This is a genomic window from Streptomyces sp. NPDC006602 (genome assembly GCF_042870385.1).
In the GTDB taxonomy this organism is placed as follows: domain Bacteria; phylum Actinomycetota; class Actinomycetes; order Streptomycetales; family Streptomycetaceae; genus Streptomyces.
The window spans coordinates 1-25076 of the sequence record NZ_JBIAHG010000035.1 but is presented as its reverse complement, the minus strand read 5'-3'; the positions used below and the strand labels follow the sequence as shown (position 1 = coordinate 25076).

The window sequence follows — 25076 nt, the reverse complement described above, 5'->3', positions numbered from 1 at the left end:
GGACCGATGGCAGGGAGATCGCAACGTGAAACTGGACCAGGCGGATGTGGTCGTGGTCGGCGGCGGCATCGTCGGCGTGTCGACAGCGTACTTCCTCGCGACCAAGGGGCATGACGTCGTCCTCTTGGAGCAGCGGGAAATCGCGTATGGCGCTTCGGGCCGGAACATGGGATTTCTCCACATGCACAACCGGAACGGAGATTTCTCTCTGGCGCTCTCCCGGGCCGGCCGCGCTCTCTACGACGACTTCTCGCAATTGCTCGGCCCCTCGTTCGAGTACCGCGCGAACGGCGCGATGACGTATTTCTTCACCGACGACCAGCGCCGGGTCTACAAGGAATTCGTGGAGGACCGCAACAAGCACGGCTTCACCATGGAGCTGCTGGACGGACCGACGGCACGTGAGGCGGCGCCGATCCTGCCGCCCACCGTCATCGGCGCCACGTTCTGTCCTGAGGACGGCCAGATCCGCACCCCGAAGTTCGTCCGTGCCCTGGCCCAGGAATGCCGTCGCCTCGGCGTGCGCATCCACGAGCACACACCCGTGCTCGGACTGACGCGCGAGGGAGCGAAGGTCACGGGCGTCCGGACTGTCGGCGGAGACGTGTACGCGGACCGAGTGGTCTGGGGTACGGGGGTCTGGTCACGGATGCTCGAAGCGGAGGGCATCCACGTGCCGATCAAGCCCGAACGGCTCGGCGCGGTGCTGTTCGCTCCGGTCGAGGAGCACCTCGACAAGATCCTCAACGGTCCCCTGGCCGCCAAGCAGTACGGGCACATTCGGAGTCTCCCGAGCTATCGCGACGAGTACTTCACAGCGCCCTACGAGGATTCGAGCCATGGGATCGAGCACCTGGAGTGTGTCGCCAAGACGGAGGACGGCAACCTGTTCGTCGGGTGTCCGATGGACTACCCCGAGCAGCTGGACGACCGTATGCCGCTCGGTGGACTGAAGATGACCATCGACGCCGTTCTGGAGACCTTCCCGCACTACCGGGGACTCGGCGTCGAGGGTGTCTGGACGGGTCTCCTGCCGGCCACCGCCGATTCACTGCCGATCGTGGACGAGGTCGACGAAGCACCGGGCCTGGTTCTCGCCACCGGACACGTGTACGGGAACCTGGCAGGGCCGATCACCGGACAGCTCGTGGCCGAGCTGATTTCCGGAGAGGAACTCAGCCTGCCGATCGATGAAATGGCGTTGGACCGCCCGGCACTTCGCGAGAACTCCGACGGCGTGATCCGCTGGTGACCTCGCCGAGAGCAGAGAACGTCCCTACGAGGCAGAAAACGTCCCGTTGTCCCCATCAGCTTCTGAGGAGCATGAATTGACCACCAACACTCTCGGCGCGGCGCACACCTCGGAGTCCGTTCGATACCTCGACGAGATCGAGCTCGGGCAGACCTGGGTGACGCCCGGCCGGACCATCACCGAGACCGATGTCGTCATGTTCGGCACCTGGTCGGGCGACATGCATCCGCTCCACATGAATGAGGAGTTCGCGAAGCAGACCCAGTTCGGTGGCCGGCTCTTTCACGGCCCCGGAGTCCTGGCGATGGCGTTCGGCCTGGAGATGGGCCTGGGGTGGAAGAACCCGTCGGCGATCGCCTTCCTCGGAATCCGGGACTGGAATCTGCTCGCGCCGGTGCGCATCGGGGACACCATCAAGGTGAGCGAGGAGATCGTCGAGATCCGGCCCTCCGCGAGCAAGCCCGATCGCGGCATCGTGACCACGCACGTGCAGGTCCTGAACCAGAACGGGGAGGTGTGCCAGGAGGGCAGGTGGGTCGTGCTGCTGTCGCGCCGCCCCGACCGGTCGGAATGATCTGCCGTGACGCTGCGACTGCCCGAGGGGAAGCGGCTCGCCGTATGCCTCAGCCCGGATTTCGACGCACACAGCGTCTGGATGGGCACGTTCCGGTCCACGTCCCAGACGGCCCTGTCACGAGGCGAGTTCGGTGCCGTGGTGGGGACTCCGCGTCTGCTGGACGTGTTCCGCCGCTACGGGATCACCACCACGTGGTGCGTGCCGACGCACACGATCCAGACGTTCCGCTCGGCCGTGGACGCGATCATCGAGGACGGCCACGAGATCGGAGCACACGGGGTGTATCACGAATACGTCCCCGCACTGGACCGGGACGAGGAACGGCGGCTGCTCGAACTTCAGCTGCGTCAGCACGAGAAGCTGCTGGGCGCCCGGCCGCGGGGCTACCGTTCGCCGGCCCTGGACGTCACGGACGACACGCTCGAACTGCTGGCCGAGTTCGGCTTCGACTGGGACTCCTCCCTGATGGGACGTGACTTCACGCCCTACCGGCCGCGGATGGTCGTGGAACTCGACCAGGAGAACGGCAACACCTTCGGGCCCGAGAGCCGGGTCCTGGAGTTCCCCGTCTCCTGGTTCCTCGACGACTTCCCGGAGCTGGAGTCCTTCAAGGGCAACGCCCTGATGCAGGCCAACGAGGTCGTCCTCGCCCGCTGGAAGGACAGCTTCGACTTCGCCCACGCGCGCTGCCCGGGCGGAGTCGCGACCTGGACGCTGCATCCGCAGACCATCGGCCGGGGCCACAACCTGCTGATGCTCGAGAAGTTCCTCGACCACGTGACGTCCTTCGACGACGTCTGGTTCCCCACGCTCTCGGAGCTCTTCGACTGCTGGGAAGACGGCTGAACAACCGACGCCGACGACAAAGCGCTCGGTCCGGACCGCGGACCGAGCGCTTCTCGCTGTACTGAGAGCTCAACGGCCTCCTGCGCGAGCTGGCACGACAGCGGGAGGGCCGGAATGCCGAGCCGTCCGCCTGCGTGATCGACGCGCCGCCAGGTCGAGCAGGGCGGTGCCGGCGGGCGTTGTCGGGGTCGGAGGTGGTCAGGTGACGACGCGGATGACCAGTCCCCATACATCGACGGCCCGTCCGCGCTTGCGGCCCGGCGTCTTCTTGTTCGCGTCCAGTCCTCCAGACAGCCGCCCGCCGTCAGGCTGCCACCGATCCTGGCCGGCATGCCGACTACCGCCGCTGGCGGCCAGGATCTTCATCTACCTTCTAGCGGTCAAGCCAGCGCTGCAGCGCCTCGAGCGCGTTGTTCGGATGTGTGTTGAAGCTCAACCGGATGCCCGGCTGGAGGTCGATGAGCACATTGACGATCCGCTCGAACAGGACGGTGTTCTCCGGGACATTCCGAATGCCGCCGCCGATGAGCGCCACCCCGAACGAGCGCCCGTCGAACTTCCGGCGCAGCTCGGCCTCAGCCTCGTCGACGTCCATGCCGATTTCGCACATCTCGCCGTCGATGCCTGCGGCCTGCAGATCCGCCCAGCCGCGCTCGATCTGGGCGGCCAGCTCCTCGACCGTCGAAAACTGCGGCGGCAAATCGTCCAGAGTAAACGCATCCGCGCGGATGCCGATGGCCAGCACCCGCTCATTGGGCGGGGGCTTCACTTGAGAGTTCTTGTGGGACATGGGGTCTCTCCTCCACGGCAATACGGCCCCCTCTGATGGCGCACCCATGGCTCCTCAGTTCGGTGGGGGGAAGCTCCAGAAAGATGACACATCAACCATTGATGTGTCAAGTGCTTCGGGCTCCCTCGCCGTTCGCCGGGTGTGAGAACAGCGTGACGCCGCAAGGGGCGGAACCGTCCCGGGGTTTGGCTTCGAAGGGGCCGGTGAGCTGATCCCACTTCGAAGTGCGAACATCCCCGGGATCGTGGGTGCCGCCTGGGTTCCGCGCCGGCGTTCGAAGAGTGCGCCGGTCCAGGCCGTACTGCCGCGCCACATGGGCCGATGTGTCGCCGTCCTAGAGGAAGGCCTGTGGAGGCCCATGTCATCAATGATCAGCGCGGTTGGTCTGATCGCCGCGGTCGTCTTCCATGCGAGCCGGGCCCGCACGCGCGCCGGATCCCGCGGGATGGTGGTGATGAAGTGGGCCAGGGCGTGGCGATTGCCGCCCTCGCGCAAGCGGCGAGGATTGGACGCATCAACAATTGATGTATCATCTTTATCTCGGACAGCGCCATCCCGCATGCGCCGCCCCGCGCAGCGGAAGCTCCCGCCGCATCCTTCTCCCCGTCCACGAGAGCGACAACATCAGCATGAAGGCCTTCCGTAAGAGCACCGCGGCAGCGGCCGGGCTGCGAGCGGCCTCCCGCGGCGTCCTGGTCACGCCGGGACAGGCCCAAGCCGCGTATCCCTCGGCCCGGATCCTGGCGTGCAGCTTCGCCAATTCCGGACAGGCTCACAGGCCACTGCGAACTACTGGATCGAGTCCGACGTGCAGGACGGCAGACTGCTGCCGTGTGTCTGCGCTCCCTGACACCTGCGCCATCCTGACTCCGGCACTGACCACGCGACGCCGGAGTCAGGGGAGCGTGCCAGACGTCAGGCGTCCTTGAACTCCTGCCGCTGTCGTTCCGTCGATGGCGCCGCACCCGGACGCCGGCCTCGGCACCGACCTGGCCGCGACGAACAGCCGCTGACTGCCCCCATCGCGGCGGGCGAGGCGCCCATGCGAGAGGTGGGTTGGACACCACCCCGCCCCTGGTCGCCGTCGATCCCGACGACGCAGAAACAGCAACGATCAACAGGCCCTCGCCGTGCGGGGACCACGTCAACAGAGAGAGCACCCATGTCCAGCCAGCAGACCCACCCCCGCGAAGACCCCGTGGCGAACACCGTCGACACCGTGCCGCACCTGCCCCCAGGCTTCACCGACACCTTCACCAGCCGCTTCGTCGACGTCAACGGCGTCGCGGTGCACGCCGTCGTCGGCGGAGACGGCCCGCCGCTGCTCCTGCTCCCCGGCTGGCCGCAGTTCTGGTATTGCTGGCAACTGGTGATGCCGGCGCTCGCCGAGCACTTCACTGTGATCGCCGCCGACCACCGCGGGCAGGGCGCCAGCGACAAGCCCGCCACCGGCTACGACATGGCCACCCTGGCCGACGACCTGGCGGGACTGATGGCCGGCCTGGGCCACAGCCGCTACGCCGTCGCCGGCATCGACGTGGGCATGATATCCGGCTACGCACTCGCCGCCAGTCACCGTGAGCACGTCACCCGACTCGCGGTCGTCGAGGCGATCCTGCCGGGCCTCTCACCGTTGCCGAACCTGCTCTCGGACCCGGCCATCAACAAGTTCTTGTGGCACTTCTCCTTCAACCGCCTGCAGGACATCAACGAACGCATGGTCGCCGGTCGCGAGGAGATCTACTTCGGCCACCAGTTCGCCACGAAGACCGCCTCACCCGACGCCATCCCGCCCCACGCCGTAGACCTGTACGTCGAGGCTCTCCGCGACCCGGCCGCGCTGCACGCGAGTTTCGAGTACTTCCGCGCCGACAACGCACCCCTGATCTTGGGCTGGCAGAAGGAGGGCCCACTGAACATCCCGGTGCTGGCCATCGGCGCAGAGTTCTCGACCGGCGCCAGCGTCGAACAGGTCATGCGGCAGGTCGCCGGCGACGTGACCGGACTGGTCGTTCCCGGCTCAGGACACTTCGTGACCGAAGAAGCGCCGGACGCCATCGCGAAGGCGCTGCTCGACTTCTTCCGCTGAACAGCTCAGTCGGCGGGGCGCTTGGGTGTGATCCCCGCTGCCCGCTTCCCCCACATGTCCTGAACGTTGGTTCGCGAGAGCTCAACCCTCCACATTCTCAAGGGAATTACCTGACCAGGATCGGGCATCGTCCTCGGCGGCACCCGCCCCAACCGCAACGGCGAGCAGGTGGCCGCGTGGGTCCACGACATCGCCTCCGGCCGCAGTGACGCCGAGTTAGAGCTCGTCGACCTGCGTGACTACCCGCTGCCGCACCTGGACGAGCCCCTGCCCCCGACGATGGGCCAGTACCAGAACGACCACACCAATTGGGCGGAGAAAATAGCCTCCTTCGACGGGTTCGTCTTCGTCACCCCGGAGTACAACCACAGCACCTCCGGCGTCCTCAAGAACGGGCGCTCGACGTGCAGCGCGATGACGCCCTGCTGCGGCAACTGCCCAGGGCAGCCTCCGTCCTGGACGTGAACATCAACCTGCTCATCCACTCGTTCCGCCTCCGCGACGCTTCCGGTACCAGCGACTGGACCGGCTCCGGCGCCGGGCTCATTCCCGAGCGGATACGGCATCTCACCGGCGACCGGCCCCCGCCGAACCACTCCTCCCGCCCACCGCCGAGGACACCCCACTCCTCGGCGCGCCGGCCGAGGACGGCCGCACGACCCACTCACGGCTCGCCGGATGGAGGGCCTGGAGTCCTCCGGCGCGCTCTCTTACGACGTGGACCTGCTGACCCAACGCCTCAACGCCACGGTGTGGCTGCGCGTCCCACCCGCTCCCCTCGAACGCGTCGGAAAGGAACTCGCCGACCATTCCGAGGTCGCCTTCGTCGGTGCTATCCGCGGCGCGGCACAACCTGATGGTCGCCGTCATCAGCCGCGACACCGAGGACTTCTACGGCTACGTCGCCACCCGCTTCGCCGCCGTCGACGGCATCGACGCCTACGAGGTCAGCATCCGCGTCCGCCGCCTCAAGCGCGCGGCCTCCGTCATCTTCCACGGCCGCCTGGTCCACCCGCAGCCCGCATAGGTCCGCCGCTATGACCGAAACACGCCGCCCGGCTCTCGAACGCGCGGCCTCGCATGTCCCCCTACGCGCGCGGAGGGCACGGCGATGGTCGGGGTGCCCTGCCGTCCGGCTGTTCCGCGCGGAAGGGGAGGGGTACGGGGGTATGCGCCGAGGCAGCCCGCGTGCCGCATCGGGAGGCCGAGGTCCTCGACACCCCGCACCTCACGCCCGGCCGGGCCGCCCTGCAGATCGCGGAGCCCGTCGAGTGTCGAGTGGTGACACGCATCGCGCGGCACCGACAGGGATCTGGAGACGTACAGGTAGCCCAGCAGCAGCCTTCCGCCGCCGGGTCGTGAGTGGTAGTTAACCGTTTGACAGTTAGTTGATGTATCACGTATAAAGATGATGCATCAACCAAAGGATTGTGGATCATGGAGATAGCGCAGAGTCGGCAAAAGGCGGCACCCGGAGCCTTCATCGCCTTCGCCCGCTTCGTGCTCTTCGGCGGTGGGGTGGGGCTCGCCTCCAGCTTCGCCGTGGCTCCCCTCGCCTCCTCGATTCCCTGGGCCCTGGCCAACGCCCTGATCACCGTGGTTTCCACGCTCCTCGCCACCGAGCTGCACGCACGCTTCACCTTCGGCGCGGGCAGGCGCGCGACCCGGCGCCAGCATGTGCAGTCGGCCGGGTCCGCGGCGGCCGGGTATGCGGTGACCTCCGTGGCGATGCTCGTCCTGCAACTCCTGGCGGCGACGCCCGGTGCGGTACTCCAACAGATTGTCTATCTGTCGGCCTCCGCACTCGCCGGTGTCGCGCGGTTCGCAGTGCTGCGCCTGGTCGTCTTTGCGCGGAACCGCTCGCAGGCCGCGGTCCCCGTCCGCACCGCCCGTACTGTGCACGCGACCGTGGCCCGGGCCTCGGCCCCGGCCGCCCTCGCGATGCTCCTCCGCGCCGCCTGACCGTTACGCCGGGCGGCCAAGCCGCGAAGCTCGGGGACCGGCGCGGTACCTGACACTCCGTTCCCAGTCTTCACGGAACCTGCTCAAGAGCCGCCGGAATTCGGGTGGGGTGGTCGATACCGTCTCCTCGACCGTGACCTCGCCGCGCGACGCGATCGCCTGTGCGCCGCCCTCGATCCACGAGTACCAGCGCATGCTGGACTGAGCTCGTCAGTGGCCCAGGCGGCGATGAGCCGTCGAAAACGCCAGGGGTCTGGGACACCTGAGATGACTTCAAAGGCCGGCTTCCGAGATCGCCGCGGATGTCCAGGGCGTGTTCCTCGGCGTCCCGGTCATCGCCGCGTACACCGTCGCCATCCGCCCAGACCGCCGGACAGCTTGCTCGCCCGGTTCGAGGTGCTCGGCCTCGGACCGCTCGAGATCCGGCCCGGCCTGGACGCCCACTGAACTCGCAGCACCGCAGATCGGCCCCACGCTACGAGCCCGGCCATGCTCGCATCGTCAGCAAGCATCGGGCGGACAGGGTTGGTGGCCAACGGGGGGCGCTGAACTTGACGCACTGTCATGCATCGGCTGAGCCGGCCGAGCGGCTGTCAGCTCACGTCGTGACCACGAGCTTGCCGATGTGCGTGCGCTTCAGCAGCCGTGCCTGGCCCTGAGCCAAGTCCTCCAGCGGGAAAGCCTCCTCCAGCAGCGGCTGGAGCCTGCCGGCCCGGATCAGGTCCACCAGACGGGCGAAGGTCGCCGCGGTCGGATTGGTGATGCCGTGCATCTCGAGGTCCTTGTAGATCAGGTCGCGCAGGTCGATCCTCGTGACCGGACCCGCGATCGCCCCGGCGCTGGTGTACCGGCCGCCGCGGCGGAGCGCCTTCAGCAGCACGTCGAACACCGGCCCGCCGACGACATCCGCGGCGACATGGGCGCCTCGTTCACCGATGACGCGCTCGATCTCCTGCTGTACGTCCTCGCTCTCGCGGGCGACGAACTCGTCCGCCCCGAGTGCGCGAAGCCGCTTCTCCTTGGCGGCGCCGGCGATGGCCACGACGCGTGCGCCGCGCAGGCTCGCGAGCTGGATGAGCGCCGTTCCGACACCGCCGGCGGCACCGGTGACGACGATGGTCTCGCCGTCCGTCAGCCGGGCGCGCTGCAGCATCTCCTCGGCCGTGTCGTACGAGCACGGAAACGTGGCCAACTCGGCGTCGGACAGAGGCGAGTCGATGCGGTGGGCATTACCCTCGGGCACCGCCACATAGTCCGCGTAGCCGCCGTCGCGCTCGCTGCCCAGGTACTGCACCAACTGTGCGTGGAGCGGCAGTTCGGCGTCGCGGACCGAGGGGTCCACGATCACCCGCTCACCGATGCGGCCAGGGTCTCCCCCCGGCCCCACTCCGGCGATGCGACCCACCACCGCGGCGCCCTGGATCCGGGGGAAGGCGACCGTGGAACTGTTCCAAGAGGATGCCGCCCCGTCCGACCGCCCCTGTAGGCCCAGTTCCTCGGAGACTCCGGACTCGACGACCGCGTCGTACCAGCCCGTCCGCGTGTTGATGTCCGTGTTGTTCATGCCGCAGGCGCCCACCCGGACCAGTACCTCTCCCTCCGCCGGTGCCGGGGTGGGGTAGTCGTCGTGGAAGACGAGCTTGTCGATACCGCCGTGGCCGGTCAGCACAGTGGCCCGCATAGTGGCCGGAACAGGGACGGCCGGTGCGGAAGGGGCGTTCACTCGGGTACTGGAATTCATGGAATCACTGACGTCCATTTCTCGGCTAGCTCGCCAGCTCGGGGTTGACCATCACGTGCTTGAACTTGGAGTACTCGTCGATCCCGTGCGGGGACAGCTCCTTGCCGTATCCCGAGTTCCGGAAGCCGCCGAACGGCATTTCCGAGGCGACGAAGATCTGCTGGTTCACCCACACGGTCCCGAAATCGAGCTCCCGCGTGAAGCGCATGGTCCTGGCGAGGTTGGTGGTCCAGACACTCGCCGACAGGCCGTATTCGACGCCGTTGGCCATGTCGAGCATCTCGTCGTCACTGTGCCCGCGCTGGATCGTGATCACCGGCCCGAAGACCTCGCGCTGGATGATCTCGTCCGACTGGTCGGCGTCGGTGATGACCGTGGGGGCGTAGAACCAGCCCGGGCGGTCGAGCCGCTGTCCGCCGATCCGCACGGTCGCGCCGTTGTCGCGTGCGCGGTCCACGAAACCGGCGACCCGGTTCAGCTGACGCTCGGAGATCAGCGGACCGAACTCCGTCTCCGGGTCGGAGGGGTCTCCGACGCGCAGCTTCCCCGCCGCTTCGCAGTAGGCCTCGACGAACTCGTCGTACGCCGAGTCCTCGACGATGATGCGGCAGGCGGCCGTGCAGTCCTGGCCGCTGTTGGAGTATCCGAACTCCACGAGGTCCCGCGCGGTCTCACGGATCGGGCTGTCGGCGAAGACCAGAACCGGAGCCTTGCCCCCGAGTTCGAGGCCGATCCGCTTCAGCGTCCGTGCGCCCGACTCCGCGACGGCCTTTCCGGTCGAGACGTCTCCCGTGAGCGAGATCATCCGGATGGCGGGATGGGCGACCAGGGCCTTGCCGGTGGTCGAGTCGCCCAGCACGAGGTTGAGCACGCCCTCGGGCAGGAACTGATTCGCGATGTCGACGAAGAGGATGGTGCTGGTCGGAGTCAGCTCCGACGGCTTGATGACCGCCGCGTTGCCGGCAGCGACGGCAGCGGAGATCTTCCACGCCGCCATCAGGAGGGGATAGTTCCACGGGGTGATCAGGCCGACGACACCGATGGGCTCGCGGCGTACCCACGAGGTGCTGTTGTTCGCGTACTCGCCGGCGGCGGGAACGGAAGACGTGCGCGCCGCGCCGGCGTTGAAACGGATGATGTCCCACACCCAGGGCATTGCCCCCTGGGCGACCGTGATCGGCTGGCCGACGTTCTCGCTCTCGAGAGAAGCGAACTCCTCCGCTCGTTCCTGGATCACGTCGGCGATCTTGAGGAGGATCTCAGCGCGCTCGACAGGCGGGGTGTTCCCCCACGCCTTCGCCGCTGCCGCTGCCCGTTGTACGGCCTCGTCGACATCGGCCTCCGTCGCGATCCGATAGGCGGCGGTCGACTTCTCGGTGGCCGGGTTGACGACGACCACGGCTTCGGTATCGGTGATGTCCGCTGCGAACCCCGCTGCGGAGCTCCGGCGTTCGACCATCGGCTTGCTCATCGTTGCCGCTCCTTGTGAATCGGTTATGCCTGGTTTCGCCAGTTGACCGGTGTGATCGACAGGAGGAGACGTGTGCCCGGAACCGCTCCGTAGCGGACGGTGGTGCCTCGGGGCAGGACGATCAGCTCTCCTGCCTCCCCGGTCAGCGGGACGTCGACGCCGTCCTCGACGACGAGGAACTGCGCTCGCCCGTCGAGGACATAGACCGTCTCCTCGTACTGGAGCGTCCATGGGTCGCTGTGCCCCGGCTCGTCGAACGTCATGAAGTAGGTGCCGAGTTGGTCGAGGCCGGAGCCCGCGGTGCGATGCTCGATCTCGGCGGGGCCGAAACGCTTGACCTCGGCCGGCGCGAAGGCCGGCTTGGAAGCGTTGGGGCGGGTCATTTCTGTCTGTCTCCTCGACTGTGAAGGCTCTGCGGCGAGGGAGTCACGGAGGCCCTGAGCGATGTCCTCGGGCAGCGGGCGGGACCGCGCGGCCTCGGCGTCGACGTTGACGTAGACCAGCTCGATTTCCGCGATCTTCGTTCCGTCACGCGTGACGGCCATGTCGAGCTGGAAGCTGGAGGTCCCCACACGCCGGCACGCGACGTCCACGTCGAGGACGTCGTCGAAGCGGGCCGGTGACTGAAAGGTCTGTCGCGCGCTCACCACCGACGGGTCGGTTCCGCCCTCGACCAACTTCGCGTAGGGCCAGCCGAGTTCGCGGAAGAACTCGGTCATGGCGACGTCGGCCAGCTCCAGATAGCGGCTGTTGAAGAGGAAGCCCTGCGTGTCGACCTCGTGGTTGCGCACCCGGTGCGTGTGGGTGAACACGTCAGGCTCCAGCCTCTGCCCGGAGCTTCGCGTACAGGTCGGGCCGCTGGAGCGCGAGCCCGGGCGCTTCGGGGTTCGCTCGCGAGGCCTGCAGGAGGTCGTGGTCCAGGGACACCACCACCAAGTCCTCCCCGGACGACTCGGACTTGGCCAGCACCCCGTCGTTGATCCCGACGGTCCTGTCGACGGGCCCGGTGACCAGGGCGTTGCCGGTCGCGTACATGGGCGCGTCCGCCGGTAGGCCGTTGTGGCCGATCAGGGGCGACATCGCGACGTAGAGCTGGTTCTCGATGGCGCGCGCCTGGCATCCGGTGCGGACCCGATGCACGCCTCGTCGGTTCCAGGTGAGCGAGGGGCACAGGATCAGGTCGACCCCCTTGCGCACGAGGTACCGGGACAGCTCCGGGAACTGGATGTCGGCACAGATGAGCACCCCCGCGGTGAACGGCCCGATCCTGGTGACCAGCAGTTCGTCGCCGCCGCGGGTGCCGAGCGCGTGTTCTTGGGGCGTCAGGTGGGTCTTGTCCTGCGACTCGACGCGGCCGTCGGGGTGGGCGACGAAGGCGGTGTTGCGCAGTGAGCCGTCGCTGTGCACGCGGTTGTGGCTGCCGCCCGCCACCACGATGTTGTGGTTCCTGGCCATGCTTCGGAGGCCGTCGACGATTCCGTCGGTGAAGGTGGGCAGGACGTCCCAGTAGGCGGACCTGATCGTCGCGGTGGTCACCTCGTGGTCGGTGATGGATCCGAGGAGCCCGGTACTGGAGAGTTCGGGAAAGAGCACGACCTCAGCGTTCTGGTGGGCGGCGCGGCGCACGAGATCCTCGGTGTGGGCGAGGAATTGATCGAGGTCCCGCTCGGGGCGCAGCTCGAATTGGGTGACAGCGACGTTCAGCGACACCATGATTTCTGGGACTCCTTTTCCGGAGATGACCGGAGGCTGGGGCGATGGTTTCTGCCGTAAAACGCTCCGTCGCCGCCCGTGTAGGCGACCGTATCGGCTCTGTCGCGGCTGCTCACTCGTCACTTATGACAAGGGCCGAGTGCGTTCCCTGGAATCCTTCCAAGCCGCCTTCGGCCGGTTCCGGCGGTTGCGGATGAGGAGACGCGGTCAGCGTTCCGGCCCGAGCGCCGCACCAAAGCGTGCTGAGAACGCCAGCCCCCGTTCCGGGTCGGCGAGCACGCTGCCCGTCGCCCCGGCGCCGCGGATCTCTCCGGACTGTTCCTCCCGGTCGCCCGGTGTGATCCGGCGCTGATCCCAGGCCTCCGCCTCCACCATGGAAAGCGCGGTCAGCGCGAGGAACAGGGACGAGACCGCTGATGGATCCCGCAGGCTCAGGTCGAGCGCGGACTCGATCTTCGACAGGCGGTAGCGCAGCGAGTTGTGGTGCACGGCCAAGGCATCGGCCGCAGTCATGATGTTCTGGCGGTGCTCGAAGTAGGTGGAGAGGGTGGCCAGCATGGTCTGCTTGTCCTCCAGCGGGCGGAGGAGTTCCCTCGCCCACTCGCCCATCCGGTCGAGACCGACGTCCGAGAACAGACGGGTGGCGAAGTCGAATTCCTCGTAGGCCATCAGACGCCGCCCCGTGCCGTCGCGGCGCAGCACGCGGAGGGCGAGTTGGGCGTCGTGGTAGGAGTCGACCACGTGCCCGACGCCGGCCGCGTCCCGTCCGATACCCAGCACCAAGCCCTCCGTCGGTGTGCCCGCCTTGACGAATGCACGTCTGACGGCGGACGACGAAGCCTGCACGAGGCCGACCAGGGCGGAATCCCGCAGGACAAGAAGATGGGGGAGACCTTCGCCGACCAGCGTGCGTTGCAGACCGGCATGCAGCGACTCCAGGGCCGCCACGTCCCGGGCGGTGGTCACGCCGAGGGCAGGCTCCGCGACGACCACCCGAGTCTCCTGTTCGAAGGACAGCCCCAGAGAGGCGATGCGGCCCGCCAACTCGGCGTCGTGGCGCTCCAGACGCAGCGCCAGGGCCTCTTCGAGTACGGCGCTGCGCACCGCCCGTTCCTGGCGCTGGGCGGCGAGTTCGATCTGGAGGCTGGTCTCGGCGAGCGAGGCGGCGATGTACAACGCGGCCTCGGAATACTGGTCCGGGAAGGCCGGGCGGCGGCCGGCCGCGACGAGCCAGCCGGTCCGCTCACCGGCAGAGGCGCTGGTGGCGACCCTGACCGCCATGCCGTACCAGCCCTCGACGGTGAACCTCTGCGCCTCGCTCTGGGTGCGCGCGATCTCCGGGAAGAGCAGGGACAGCGGCAAGGGCCCCGAGGCGTGTTCAACGCCGCCGTGGCTGTCGATGAGTGTGACGACCGCGTTGCAGATCTTGGCGACCCGCGCGGTCAGCGCCCGCAGCGGATCGGGTTCGGTCAGCGACTGGGTCAGCGAGCGCTGCAGCGACGTCAGGCGCCTGGTCGGTGCCTCGTCGGCTCGCGCGGTCGAGCGGGCGATCTCGGCGATGAGCTCCACGGGATCGACGTCATCAGGGAGGCCCAGCAGGATATGGCGGCCCACCGCACGCTCCAGGCCTTTGGGCGGGGCGCCCGGCGGCAGCCATACGGCGATGACCCTGGAACCGGGCAGCGCGAGGGCGTCGGCGACACCGCCGAGCAGATCACCACCGGTGGCGGGACGGGTCGCGGCCACGAGGACGACGTCTTCACCGACCTCGGCGAGATCGGCGCCTCCCGAGGCCAGCCGTGCTCCGTGCACCGGCCGGGATTCCGCTCCCGCCCGGTTCACGAGCAGAGTCAGCCGCAGCCGCTCGTTGCCGAGGAGTTCGCTGAGCGTGCAACCAGTCCGGTCATGCGTCATTTGGAAGGTTCCCTACGTCAGTGTGGAACGTTCAGCCACCTACCAGCGGACCGTTGTGTTCCGGACAGGCTAGGCAATAACCGGTCAGGTGGTATCAGGATATATCTCAAGAAGCCGCTGTGCGGTGATGAGAATTCCAATGGGGCTCAGGCACGATCCCGGCTACCGTCGGGCGTGAAATACGCAGACGCCCGAAAGGGGTGGAGACGTAAATGGAGCCGCAGCACCCCGGAGAGGTCGAGCCTTATCGGCGGTCGGCCGTGAGCCAGGTGACGCCGGAGAAGGTCTTCGTCCGGGGCTACGAGCTGGAACCTGGTCGTCGGCCTGGCCGCGGCGCCCATGGCGGTAGCCAAGCACACCCTGGCGACCGAGGACACGACCCGGTACATCACCTCCACCCACGCCCGCTTCGAGGAGTCGGGCAAGGACATGGACGCCTTCCCGGCCGACGAGGCTGCATCGATGGCCGAGCGCCGGCAGCGCGTTCCAGGCCTCGGGCACCCGGTCTTCAAGAACGTCGACCCGCGTGCGGCGATCCTGCGTTCCCTCGCTCTGGAGGAGGGGTTGTGGATCGAGCCGGTGCGGCTGTACGAGGCGACCATCGCGCGGTCACCGCTTGGCCCGGCAAGAGCGACATCCCCGTCAACGACGTGGGCGTCATGGCAGCCGTGCTCGTCGGCCTCGGCCTCACCCCGGAGGAGACGACCGGCCTCGCGGTGATCTCGACCCTGCCCGGTGTGGTGGCGCACATCTCCGAGGAGTTGGCCGCGGCCAGGCGCCCCCGGATCGTCCCCGACCACGACGTGGCTTATGAGATCCCGGGAAACAAGGACTCCGCCACCGACCTGAAGGAAGCAGGGTGGCCCGCCGCGCAGTGACCACTGCCGACGGCACTTCGTATGATCCACCGGACCACAGGTGTGCAGGGAGACAGCATGGACCAGCTTCGAGCCCTCGACACCGCCGACATCGTCGTCGTCGGTGGCGGCATCGTGGGCCTGTGCACCGCGTTCGAGCTCAGCAAGCGCGGATACGACGTCATCATCGCCGAGCAGCGGTTCTTCGCGTTCGGCGCCTCCGGCCGCAACTCGGGGGCCTTGTGGCTCCAGACGCGCCGCTCCGGCACGGAACTCCAGCTGGCCCGAAGCGGCCTGGAACGCTACGCCGAGTACGAGCGGGAACTCGGCCCCACCTTCGAGTTCCGCCGCCATGGCGGGCTGTTCTTCTACGAGACGGAAGAGCAGAAGACCGTGCTGAAGGAGTACGTCGAGGACCGTGCCGCCGCCGGTCTCGACATCTCGCTGCTCGGTGCGCGCGAGGCTCGTAAACACTCCCCGGTGCTCCCGGAGTCCGCCATGGGCGCCGTCCACTGCGCCGACGACGCGCAGATCGACGCCCAGGCGTTCGCCCGTGGGCTGGGGGCCGCCTGCCTGCGCCGAGGGGTGCGGGTCTACGAGAACACCGCCGTGCTGGGCACGCTGCGGCGCGGCGACTCGGTCATCGGCGTCCGCACGGTGCGCGGCGACATCCACGCGGGCGGGGTGGTGTGGGCGTCCGGCGCCTGGTCGGTGAACCTGCGCTCGGAAGGCATCGACCTGCCGATCGAGACCTCGCGGGTGGGCCAGCTGGTCACCCAGCCGATCGCCTACACCCCGGGCCCCATCCTGCGCGGCCCGCGTGGCGTGGCCTGGTGCGGGGCGCTGACCGACCTGACCGGCTACGACCCCCGGTTCTTCGCCGCGCCACAACCGCCCGGCGCGGACAGCGACTTCGGCTACGACGACACGCTCGTGCAGAACACCGAAGGCGCCCTGGTGGTCGGCAACAGCATCGACGGCACGGGCTCCCTCAACCCGCACATCAGCATGTCCGCCACTCACGCCCTGATCAACACGACGCTGGACCGCGGCACCAGGCGCGGTGAGCTGGGCGTCACCGGACTGTGGGCGGGACTGGTCGGCCGCACGCGCGACCACCTGCCCATCGTGGACCGCGTCGAGGGCATCTACGTCAACACCGGTCACTCCTACGGGGTGGCGAGCGGCCCGGCCTGCGGCGAGATCCTCGCCCAGCTGATCGTCGACGAGCCGAGTCCCCTGCGTGCCGCGCTCGCCGTCGACCGTCCCGGACTCCAGGTCGCGACGTCCGGAGCCCCGTCCTGGTAGCCGACCGGGCCCGCTCGTGACGGTCCCGGCGACAGGGAGGTACTGATGCAGGCCGTGCTCCTCACCGCGTTCGAGGGCCCCGACGCCTTGGCCGTACGAGAGGTTCCGGAACCGGAGGCCCGGGAGGGCCAGGTACTCATCGACGTCGAATGGGCGGGAGTGACCTTCCCGGACCTCCTGCAGACGCGTGGGGAGTACCAGACGCGTCCCGAACTGCCCTTCATCCCCGGCTGGGAGGTGTCGGGGACGGTCCGCACCGGCTCCGGCGGATTCCGGGCCCGTGACCGCGTGGCAGCCCTGCCGGTCACCGGTGGCTTCGCCCGGGCGGTCGCGGTCGACGTGCCGATGGTCTTCCCCCTCCCGGACAACGTCGACACCCGCCGCGGGGCTGCCCTGCCCCTGAACTACCTGACGGCACATTTCGCACTCCTCCGCCGCGGTGCTCTCCGGCCCGGTGAGGTCGTCCTCGTCCACGGAGCCGCCGGCGGGGTGGGGAGCGCTGCCTGTCAGGTGGCCGCCTCGTACGGCGCGCGCGTCATCGCGGTCGTGTCCACCGAGGAGAAGGCCGAACTGGCCAGGTCCCTGGGAGCACACGAGGTTGTGGCTGCCGACGGCTTCCTCGACGAGGTGCGGGCCCTCACCGACGGCGGAGGGGTCGACATCGTGGTCGATCCGGTCGGCGGGGACCGCTTCCTGGACTCGCTGCGCGCGCTGCGGCACGGCGTGGGGCGCCTGCTCGTCCTGGGATTCGCGGGCGGGGGCATCCCGACGCTCAGAGTGAATCGTCTGCTGCTGACCAACACGTCGGTGCTCGGCGTCGGTGTCGCGGAGTACTGGCGGCACGACCCGGAGGCCGCTCACTCCCAGTGGAACGAGCTCCTGCCGTTGCTGAAGTCCGGCCGGCTGGCCCCGCCCGTCTCGTCGGTCTTCCCCCTGGAACAGGCGGCGGCTGCCCTGAGGCATGTGGGCGAGCGCCAAGCCCTCGGCCGGACTCTCCTGAAGGTGCGTGCCTGACGGCACCTCCGAGGTGTCGTCGAGCACGCGCGCGTACCAAGTCCCCATGGCTCAGCGGATGGAGGAGCCGATGCCGATGCCGCCGTCGACATCGAGGACGACACCGGTGACGTAACGGGCCGCCGGCGAGCACAGGAACGCGGCCGCCTCGGCGATGTCGGTGGGGTCACCCGTGTGCCGCATGGGAACCTTGCCGATGAGCTTCTCCCGGGCCTTGTCGTTCATCGAGGCCGGCATGGGGGTCTCGATCAGGCCCGGCGCGATGGCGTTGAGGTGATCCCCTGCCGCGCGGTCTCCAGGGCGATGGCCCGGGTCAGGCCCACCACACCGGCCTTCGCGGCGACGTAGCTGGCCTGACCTCTCCACCACGTGGTGGGGGCATCTGGCATCCGTAGGAGCCGCAGCTCGGCCACCGGTCCGCGTCGGACCGCCGGGCGCGGGCCTGTGCCGCCGACGCGTCCGGGACTCCCCTGAATTTTCAAGTGCACGCCAGGGCATGGCTGACATGCCATCAACTCTGTAAAAGGTAAAGGAAGTTACTCGTGGGGCGCGGGATGCCGCACAGGGTGTCGAAGGTGCCGCTGAGAATTTCGGCATGGGCGGAGTCGGCACCCTTCTCGTGCGCCACCTGCGCAAGAGCATCCACCAAACGCATTCCCGGGCTCAGTGAGACGCCGACCGGAGTCGACCGTGTCTCAACGCGCGCGATGCGCTCGGGGGAGGGCGGCCGGGGTGAAGCAGGGGTTCGACCATGGCCGGCGAGCTCACGAGCCCCTCCCGGATTCGCCGTCACTGCATGGCGTCATCGTCGACCTGCAGGCTGGGGCTCCTCGGCCCTTCGAAGTGGTGCCCCCATGCTCGAAGGCGGGAATCCGAGCGGATTCCGCGAAATGTAGCGAACTTTCCTTCACTGTTGCTCGATCTGTCGAAAAGCGCAGATGACGGTGGGGCTCCATGGGCCGGATGCTTCCGCCACTGTCTCTCTGCCTTTGCACGCGGAATTCGGCGGCCTTGCCACCGGGTCCGACGACCAAGAATCACGCCGGATTTCGTAACACTTCCAATGGTTCGTGGTCGCCGTCGGCTCTTAACTGTGCGCAACTCACTGAGTGACCTCGATCTCATTTACGTCACCACGCCCGCGATGAATTCCCCGGCCGACCAAACGGTCGGCTCAACGACGGATGTCGTCGCCGCCCGGGACATCGCCGGACCATGGCAGGAGCAGACCATGCAGCGCAGAGCAAGGGTTGTCGGACTCGAGAAGCGAACTGGGGCCGTCGGCAACAGGTATCAGAACGTTCCCGGCACGACCAAGGACACGATGGCCCGTCAGGGCAGACGCTGGCTCGTCGGGGCGGCCGCCGGCCTCTGTACCGTGCTGCTCGCCACCGCGTGCGCGCCGCAGGAAGCGACCTCCTCCGGCTCGAAGTCGGACATCGATCCCGAGGTCACCGCGGCCCTCAAGAAGGAAGGCCTGGTGAGGTTCCACGACGGTCAGTACATGGAGAACTCTCTCCAGGCCTACGTGATGAAAGACATCGTCACCGAGCTCGGCGGGAAGGCCGAAACCATTCAGAGCGGCCCGGCCGAGGCCGCGGCGGCGATGTGCAAGTCGGACGATCTCGTGTCGATGGACTGGTGGCGGTGGCAGTTCGAGGACGGGTGGCAGAAGTACGTCGTGAAGCAGAAGTGCATCGTCGCGGCCGGCACGACGGACTACAAGGGCGAAGAGGGCTGGTACGTGCCCACCTACGTCATCAAGGGAGACGCCAAGCGGGGCATCAAGCCCGCTTGCCCCGACCTCCCGGACTGGAAGGCCCTCAACAAGTGCCTGGACGTCTTCAAGACATCCCGGACGACTCCCAAGGGCCAGTACATGACCGGGGCGGAGTCCTGGGCACCCGCCTACGGCGACCAGGACCGCATCGACAACCTGAAGCTCGACTACAAGATGGTGTTCGCCGGCTCCGAGGCGGCGCTCTTCGCCGAGCTTTCCAAGGCCTATGAGCGTGGCGAGCCCTGGCTCGGACTGATGTGGCGTCCCAACTACCTGACGCACAAGTACGACCTGACGCGTGTGGAGTTCCCGCCCCACACCGACGAGTGCTGGAAGACCACGCACGCGTGCCAGTGGCCGGAGACCGTGATCTACCGGACCGCCTCGGCCGGCCTGAAGTCCAAGCACCCGACGGTCTGGAAGGTCCTGCAGAACTACAAGATGGGCGACAAGGAGCTGCAGTCGATGCAGTCGCTGGTCTCGGACGACGGCATGTCCATCGAGGACGCCGCCAAGACCTGGGTCAAGGAAAACCGCGAGGTGTGGACTGCATGGATCTGACCAGCGGATCCTCGGCCGAGACCGTGCCTCGTACGAGCCCGGCCGCAGGCTCGGTCACAGCGCCGAAGAGCAGGCGTCCGGACGAGCGCGGCAGGCCGGGACCGGCACCGGGTGAGCCTCGTCGCCGGCTCGGCCGCGGTTTCGCCTGGCGTCCCTGGCACATGGTGCCGGTTCTCGTCGCTGTCGTGATCGTCTCCGGGGCCGTCTCGGCCCCGGTGGCCTTCCCGGCGGCGCTCAGGGTCCCGGTCGGGCGGACGGTGGAGGACGCGTTCAACGCCTTCGCAGAGAGCGGGACCTGGCTGTACGAGCCGATCGCGACCGCGTTGGACGCGTCGTTCGACTGGCTCGTCGCCTGGCTGCAGGTGATCTCCCCGCCCGTGTTCGTGGTGGCCGTCGTCCTCCTCGTCGGCTACTTCAAGGGCGTCCGGCTGGGGCTGCTCGCCGCGGTGACGTTCGCATGGGTGGTTCTCACCGGGCTGTGGGAGCCGACGGTCGAGACGGTCGCGTTCATGGGCGTGGCGGTCGTCGTCAGCGCCGTCATAGGCGTCGGACTGGGACTTGTCGCCGCAGCCAACCCGAGGGCCCATGCCGCCGTGCGGATGCTGTTGGACGCCGTCCAGGCGTTTCCCGCCTTCGCCTACCTCGTGCCGGTGGTGTTCCTGTTCGGCATGGGGAACACGCCGGCGCTGATCGTCACGGTGATCTGGGCCATGCCGCCGATCGCCCGCATGACCAGCGTCGGGCTCCGGGATGTCTCTCCTGACGTGCTCGAAGCCGCGGCGGCTTCCGGCGCGAGTCGCCGGCAGCTCCTCTTCGGGGTGCGGATCCCCATGGCGGCGCCGAGCATCCGTTCGGGTCTGAACCAGACCATCATGTACGCGATCGCGATGGCCACGATGGCGGCGATGATCGGCGCCGCCGGTCTGGGTGCGCCGGTGTGGAGCGGCCTGAGGCGTCTGGAGTTCGGCGACGCTCTGCAGGGCGGGATCGCCCTGGTGCTCGTCGCGATCCTGATCGACCGAGCCTCCTCGCCGCGCAGCGGTCCCGGCCCGACGAGGCGTGCGGAGGCGTCGGACGTACCGCATGAACGCCAAGTGAGTCGCTTCGTCCGGAAGCCGTCGCTCGCGGGGACGATCACCTTCTCGGTGTTCCTGGCCGTCGTGGTCGCCACGCAGATCTTCCGCGGTTCGTGGCAGAACTTCGCGGAGCCCTCGTGGGGCACACCGGTGCGGCTGCGGGAGCCCGTGGGCGATGCCGTGATCTGGGTGACCACGACGTGGGGCCCTGGCCTGGACGCGGTCGGTTCGGCGATCCAGCAGTTCGGCCTCAACCGGCTCGGCGACTTCTTCGCCTCGATTCCGTGGCCCGTCGTCGCGCTCTGCTCGACCGTCCTCGGTGTGGTCGTCGCCGGAAAGGTCAAGGGCGTCGTCATCGGTCTCGGTGTCGTCGCCATCGGTTGCCTGGGAATGTGGGGGCCCACGGCCGAGACGTTGGCGGTGGTGAGTACCGCCATCGCGCTGTCCGTGCTGATCGGATTCCCGGTGGGCGTCCTGATGAGCGCGAGCAATGCGGTCGCGTCCGTGATGCGCCCGATTCTGGACGTGATGCAGACGCTGCCGGGGTACCTGCTCATCATCCCCGCTGTCATGATCTTCGGAAGCGGCGAGGTCGCCGCCGTCCTGGCGACCGTCCTGGCCGCGGTCCCGCCGATGATCCGGTTCACCAACACGGCTCTGCGGGGAGCGGACGCCGAGGTCGTGGAGGCCGCGGTCACCTTCGGCGCCACGCCTGGTCAGGTCCTGCGGCAGGTGCGTATTCCCCTGGGACTGCAAACCATCATGGTGGGCCTGAACCAGGCGGTTCTCCTGGCCCTGGCCATGGCCGTCGTCAGCGCGATGATCGGTGCGCCCGGTCTCGGACAGGAGATCCTCGCCTCGGTCGAAAGGGTCAACCTGGCCCGGGGTATCGAGGCCGGCCTGGCGATGTTCCTGCTCGGCGTGATCATCGACCGGCTCTTCGACGGGTCCGCCCGCATGCTCACCACCCTCACCCACACCTCGGCCAGCCCTGGAAAGGCCTGATCATGACTGCCGTATCCGCACTCGCGACGGAAGCCCCGGTCGGCGGCGCCGCCCTCAGCGTCCGGAATCTCTGGAAGATCTACGGCCCTCACCCCCGGCGCCACTTCGAGGAGGCCGAGTCGGGCAAGGCCGTGTCGGACAGCGCGCACACCGCGGCGGTCCGGGACGTCTCCTTCGAGGTGCGGCCCGGCGAGACCTTCGTGGTGATGGGCCTGTCCGGCAGCGGCAAGTCGACGCTCGTCCGTTGTCTCAACAGGCTCCTGGAACCCACCGCGGGAGTAGTGGAGGTGGACGGCGTCGACGTGGTGTCGATGTCCCAGTCGCAGCTCAGCGAGATGCGGCGCAAGCACTGGGCGATGGTCTTCCAGCACTTCGGACTCCTGCCGCACCGCCGCGTCCTGCACAACGTCGCCTACGGTCTCGAAGTCAGCGGTGTCCCCAGGAGCGAACGCGATGCCAGGGCTCAGGAGATGATCGAGCTGGTCGGACTCAAGGGCGTCGAGAACAAGTACCCGCACGAGCTCAGCGGTGGCATGCGACAGCGGGTCGGCCTCGCGCGCGCCCTGGCGGTACGCCCCCGTCTGATGCTCCTCGACGAACCCTTCAGCGCCCTCGACCCCCTCATCCGCGGCGACCTCCAGGACGAGCTGCTGAGGCTCGCCGACGTCGTGCGCCAGAGTTCGATCTTCATCACTCATGACCTGGCCGAGGCGCTCAAGGTCGGCGACCGGATCGCGATCATGCGTGACGGGAAGTTCGTCCAGGTCGGGACTCCGGAGGACATCGTGCTGCGTCCGGCCGACGACTACGTTCGCCGCTTCGCGGTCGAGGCACCGCGAGCCAAGGTGGTGCGCGCCGGAACGATCGTGCGGGAAACCGTCACTCTCGCCGGGGCCGATACCCCGGAGACCGGCCTCGCGAGGCTGGCCGAGGCCGGGGGCGGGGCCGCGATCGTGCGAGGGGAGGACGGCACAACGCCGGGCGTCGTCACGGAGCTCCAGTTGCTCAGGGCCCGGCAGGAAGGGCTGAGGACGCAGGACCTCCTTACCGGCGAGTTCGCGACGGCGGGCGAGGACGAGAAGCTGGGTGCCGTGATGGAGAAGCTCGTGGCAACGGGAAACCCGGTGATCGTCCACTCGGCCTCCGGCCGACTGCTCGGACTTGTGGACCACTCGACCGCGGTCCGTGCCCTCGCCACGACACCGCCTCCTGTTGGTTGACGCATCAACTCGGGTGGGAGTAGCTTTGTCGCCGCGTCGACGATGACAGACAAAGCGCCACGTCCAACCCGATCCGGCTCCCAGGAGGAGCGCTCCCGCGCGGACCATGAAGGAACACCGGCCGACGACCAACGGAGACGGGCTCGCGGGGTTCCTGCGATCGCGTCGGGAGCAACTGCGCCCCGAACAGGTGGGTTTGCGCTCCGCCGGCCGACGCCGGACCCCCGGGCTGCGGCGGGAGGAGCTCGCCACGCTTGCCGGCCTGAGCGTCGAGTACCTGGAACGACTGGAGCAAGGCCGGGACACCAACCCCTCCGTCGCGGTGCTCGCCGCGCTCGCGGAGGTCCTGCGGCTCTCCGACGACGAGAAGCGGCACCTCGCGATGCTGGCCATGAAACGGCACGGTGCCGCTCTCGCCCCAGCACCCCACCCGGTCAGCGAGGAGCCGCGCTCCACGGTGCGTGCGCTGCTGGACCATCTCGATCCCACGCCGGCGTGCCTGCTCGGCCCGATCTACAACCTCATGGCGTGGAATCACGCATGGGAAACGGTGGTCAGGCCGTTGGGAGTACTGGACGGGGACCGGCCGAACTTCGGCCGCTTCCACTTCCTCAATCCCATGGCGCGCCGGATCTTCACCGACAGCGACTGGGCGGCCATCGCGGACGAGCTGGTCGGCTGGCTTCGGTCCGCCCAGCCGGACTGGGGTACGGACGACGAGTTCCGTGACCTGGTCGAAGATCTGGACGCCGTGCCCGAGTTCGCGCGGAGATGGGCCGCCCACCCGATCGCGTTCCGGCAACCGGGCAGCCGGCGTCTCCTTCACCCCGTCGCCGGGACCCTGCGCTTCACGATCGAGGTTCTCCTCGTCGGAGAGGCCAACCACTGGCTTCAGCTGTGGGTGCCGTACGACGAGCAGAGCACATCCGCCATCAACGACCTGCTCGCCGCCCCAGGGAATGAGCGAAGCCGCTGACGCTGCGGACGTTCGCGGCGTAGACGTCGGGCATGGCCGCGCGGAAGAGGATCTCGCCCTCGTGGGACAGGCCCGGATTCATCCAGGCGCTCGCCGGGACGCCCGCCGCGAGCAGCTTGCGGTAGTAGTCGAGCCCCTCGTCCCGCAGCGGGTCGACCTCGTTGACCGAGATCACGTGCGGCGGCAGTCCCTCCAGGTCGGCGGTCGTGGCCCGGGAGGGCCAGCACGTCGCCTCGTCGATGTGCGCCGCACCCGGGTCGTAGATCTCGGCGAGTACCTGCATCATGACGCGATGGTTGAAGTACCCGTCGTTCTCGGCCACGGAGGGCGGCGTCTCGCTGTCGTCGGTCCACCGGCCGTGGACGAACGGGCACTGCGCGTACACCCCGGAGATCGCGGCGAGGAATCCCTCCCGTTTGGCCAGTGCCAGGGCGAGGTTGGCGCCGCCCGAGTCGCCCGACACCACGATGTCCGACACACCCAGCTCCCCGGCCTGTTCCGCGACCCACTTCAGCCCGGTCGCACAGTCCTCCAGCCCCGCCGGGTAGGGATGGGGGCCGAGCCTGCCCGCGCCGTTGCGGAACTCGACGCCGACGACGACCAGGCCGGTGGCGGCCAGTTCCCGCCGCCAGCGGTCGTAGATCGCACCCGTCGCCCCCATCAAGACCATGCCGCCGCCGTGCAGGTGGTAAATGCACGGCAGGGGACCCTCCGCACCCTCCGGGCGGAAGACGTAGAGCCTGATCTCCTGGCCGTCCGTTGCCACGGCGGTGTGCGTCTCGGACACGACCGTTCCTAATCAGTGAGCAGGAGTGAGTCTTGTACCCACACCTGGTCACTGCGGGCATCCCGAACGGTTTTGGATGTCCTGGTCGCCCGCGTTCTCGCCGCGTCCGGCGACACGCATATGGTGCGTGGTCCGGG

23 protein-coding genes and 2 pseudogenes are annotated in these 25076 nt (G+C 68.3%); 15 read left to right on the top strand and 10 right to left on the bottom strand.

Going from position 1 to position 25076, the window contains the following annotated elements; translation table 11 throughout:
- The first annotated feature begins 25 nt into the window (after positions 1-25).
- From ACFYO2_RS41645 to ACFYO2_RS41635, 3 genes are all read left to right on the top strand, one after another.
- Positions 26-1252: an NAD(P)/FAD-dependent oxidoreductase gene (locus ACFYO2_RS41645; RefSeq protein WP_388360479.1), complete on the top strand. Its 1227-nt coding sequence runs from the start codon at positions 26-28 to the stop codon at positions 1250-1252.
- Between the two features lie 76 nt (positions 1253-1328).
- Positions 1329-1826 (top strand): MaoC/PaaZ C-terminal domain-containing protein, encoded by a 498-nt coding sequence (locus tag ACFYO2_RS41640; RefSeq protein WP_388360476.1) that lies wholly within the window; start codon positions 1329-1331, stop codon positions 1824-1826.
- A 6-nt stretch (positions 1827-1832) separates the two neighbouring features.
- The gene (locus ACFYO2_RS41635; protein ID WP_388360474.1) at positions 1833-2675 is read left to right on the top strand and encodes a polysaccharide deacetylase; all 843 of its coding nucleotides are present in this window, start codon (positions 1833-1835) and stop codon (positions 2673-2675) included.
- A 198-nt stretch (positions 2676-2873) separates the two neighbouring features.
- Here the strand turns inward: ACFYO2_RS41635 and ACFYO2_RS41630 are convergent, their stop codons facing one another.
- From ACFYO2_RS41630 to ACFYO2_RS41620, 3 genes are read right to left on the bottom strand one after another with little or no spacing between them, the layout of a single operon-like run.
- Positions 2874-3041 carry a hypothetical protein gene (locus ACFYO2_RS41630; protein ID WP_388360472.1) on the bottom strand — a complete coding sequence of 56 codons (168 nt, stop codon included), beginning with the start codon at positions 3039-3041 and terminating at the stop codon, positions 2874-2876.
- A gap of 7 nt (positions 3042-3048) precedes the next feature.
- Positions 3049-3465: a hypothetical protein gene (locus ACFYO2_RS41625; RefSeq protein ID WP_388360469.1), complete on the bottom strand. Its 417-nt coding sequence runs from the start codon at positions 3463-3465 to the stop codon at positions 3049-3051.
- Positions 3466-3519: 54 nt separating this feature from the next.
- A complete protein-coding gene (locus ACFYO2_RS41620; RefSeq protein WP_388360466.1) occupies positions 3520-4026 on the bottom strand; it encodes a transposase in 507 nt (168 codons plus the stop codon).
- A 601-nt stretch (positions 4027-4627) separates the two neighbouring features.
- On the opposite strand from ACFYO2_RS41620, the gene ACFYO2_RS41615 reads away from it, so the two are divergent.
- From ACFYO2_RS41615 to ACFYO2_RS41600, 4 genes and pseudogenes are all read left to right on the top strand, one after another.
- Complete coding sequence (locus ACFYO2_RS41615) at positions 4628-5554, top strand: alpha/beta fold hydrolase (protein WP_388360464.1); 927 nt, start codon at positions 4628-4630, stop codon at positions 5552-5554.
- Positions 5555-5680: 126 nt separating this feature from the next.
- A pseudogene (locus ACFYO2_RS41610) lies at positions 5681-5947 on the top strand (NADPH-dependent FMN reductase); the annotation flags it as partial.
- Positions 5948-6383: 436 nt separating this feature from the next.
- Positions 6384-6581 carry a hypothetical protein gene (locus tag ACFYO2_RS41605; RefSeq protein ID WP_388360461.1) on the top strand — a complete coding sequence of 66 codons (198 nt, stop codon included), beginning with the start codon at positions 6384-6386 and terminating at the stop codon, positions 6579-6581.
- Positions 6582-6991: 410 nt separating this feature from the next.
- Positions 6992-7516, top strand: a complete 525-nt coding sequence (locus ACFYO2_RS41600) for a hypothetical protein (RefSeq protein ID WP_388360458.1) — start codon at positions 6992-6994, stop codon at positions 7514-7516.
- A gap of 598 nt (positions 7517-8114) precedes the next feature.
- Here ACFYO2_RS41600 and ACFYO2_RS41595 read toward each other — a convergent pair.
- From ACFYO2_RS41595 to ACFYO2_RS41575, 5 genes are all read right to left on the bottom strand, one after another.
- Positions 8115-9197 (bottom strand): alcohol dehydrogenase family protein, encoded by a 1083-nt coding sequence (locus tag ACFYO2_RS41595; RefSeq protein WP_388360455.1) that lies wholly within the window; start codon positions 9195-9197, stop codon positions 8115-8117.
- An 85-nt stretch (positions 9198-9282) separates the two neighbouring features.
- Positions 9283-10728 (bottom strand): aldehyde dehydrogenase family protein, encoded by a 1446-nt coding sequence (locus ACFYO2_RS41590; RefSeq protein ID WP_388360453.1) that lies wholly within the window; start codon positions 10726-10728, stop codon positions 9283-9285.
- A 23-nt stretch (positions 10729-10751) separates the two neighbouring features.
- Positions 10752-11540, bottom strand: coding sequence for a thioesterase family protein (locus ACFYO2_RS41585; protein WP_388360451.1), 789 nt, complete (start codon positions 11538-11540; stop codon positions 10752-10754).
- A 1-nt stretch (position 11541) separates the two neighbouring features.
- Positions 11542-12441: a nitrilase-related carbon-nitrogen hydrolase gene (locus tag ACFYO2_RS41580; protein WP_388360448.1), complete on the bottom strand. Its 900-nt coding sequence runs from the start codon at positions 12439-12441 to the stop codon at positions 11542-11544.
- 207 nt (positions 12442-12648) lie between these two features.
- A complete protein-coding gene (locus ACFYO2_RS41575) occupies positions 12649-14355 on the bottom strand; it encodes a PucR family transcriptional regulator (RefSeq protein ID WP_388360446.1) in 1707 nt (568 codons plus the stop codon).
- A 312-nt stretch (positions 14356-14667) separates the two neighbouring features.
- On the opposite strand from ACFYO2_RS41575, the pseudogene ACFYO2_RS41570 reads away from it, so the two are divergent.
- The 4 genes and pseudogenes from ACFYO2_RS41570 to ACFYO2_RS41555 form a co-directional block, all read left to right on the top strand.
- Positions 14668-14901: pseudogene (locus ACFYO2_RS41570) on the top strand (citrate/2-methylcitrate synthase); the annotation flags it as partial.
- A 20-nt stretch (positions 14902-14921) separates the two neighbouring features.
- A complete protein-coding gene (locus ACFYO2_RS41565; protein ID WP_388360443.1) occupies positions 14922-15233 on the top strand; it encodes a hypothetical protein in 312 nt (103 codons plus the stop codon).
- A gap of 57 nt (positions 15234-15290) precedes the next feature.
- Positions 15291-16520, top strand: a complete 1230-nt coding sequence (locus ACFYO2_RS41560; RefSeq protein ID WP_388360440.1) for an NAD(P)/FAD-dependent oxidoreductase — start codon at positions 15291-15293, stop codon at positions 16518-16520.
- 45 nt (positions 16521-16565) lie between these two features.
- Positions 16566-17534, top strand: a complete 969-nt coding sequence (locus tag ACFYO2_RS41555) for an NADPH:quinone oxidoreductase family protein (RefSeq protein WP_388360437.1) — start codon at positions 16566-16568, stop codon at positions 17532-17534.
- A 51-nt stretch (positions 17535-17585) separates the two neighbouring features.
- On the opposite strand, the gene ACFYO2_RS41550 is transcribed toward ACFYO2_RS41555, so the two are convergent.
- Positions 17586-17759, bottom strand: coding sequence for an SDR family oxidoreductase (locus tag ACFYO2_RS41550; RefSeq protein ID WP_388360435.1), 174 nt, complete (start codon positions 17757-17759; stop codon positions 17586-17588).
- An 868-nt stretch (positions 17760-18627) separates the two neighbouring features.
- Between ACFYO2_RS41550 and ACFYO2_RS41545 the strand changes: the two genes are divergently transcribed.
- The 4 genes from ACFYO2_RS41545 (at position 18628) to ACFYO2_RS41530 (ending at position 24152) form a co-directional block, all read left to right on the top strand.
- On the top strand, positions 18628-19875 hold the full coding sequence (locus tag ACFYO2_RS41545) for a glycine betaine ABC transporter substrate-binding protein (protein ID WP_388360432.1): 1248 nt from the start codon (positions 18628-18630) through the stop codon (positions 19873-19875).
- A complete protein-coding gene (locus ACFYO2_RS41540; RefSeq protein WP_388360430.1) occupies positions 19866-21956 on the top strand; it encodes an ABC transporter permease in 2091 nt (696 codons plus the stop codon). The genes ACFYO2_RS41545 and ACFYO2_RS41540 overlap by 10 nt, the downstream gene beginning before the upstream one ends.
- A gap of 2 nt (positions 21957-21958) precedes the next feature.
- Positions 21959-23176: a glycine betaine/L-proline ABC transporter ATP-binding protein gene (locus tag ACFYO2_RS41535; protein WP_388360427.1), complete on the top strand. Its 1218-nt coding sequence runs from the start codon at positions 21959-21961 to the stop codon at positions 23174-23176.
- Between the two features lie 106 nt (positions 23177-23282).
- On the top strand, positions 23283-24152 hold the full coding sequence (locus tag ACFYO2_RS41530) for a helix-turn-helix domain-containing protein (protein WP_388360424.1): 870 nt from the start codon (positions 23283-23285) through the stop codon (positions 24150-24152).
- Here ACFYO2_RS41530 and ACFYO2_RS41525 read toward each other — a convergent pair.
- Positions 24109-24939, bottom strand: coding sequence for an alpha/beta hydrolase fold domain-containing protein (locus ACFYO2_RS41525; protein WP_388360421.1), 831 nt, complete (start codon positions 24937-24939; stop codon positions 24109-24111). The genes ACFYO2_RS41530 and ACFYO2_RS41525 overlap by 44 nt on opposite strands.
- Positions 24940-25076 lie beyond the last annotated feature (137 nt).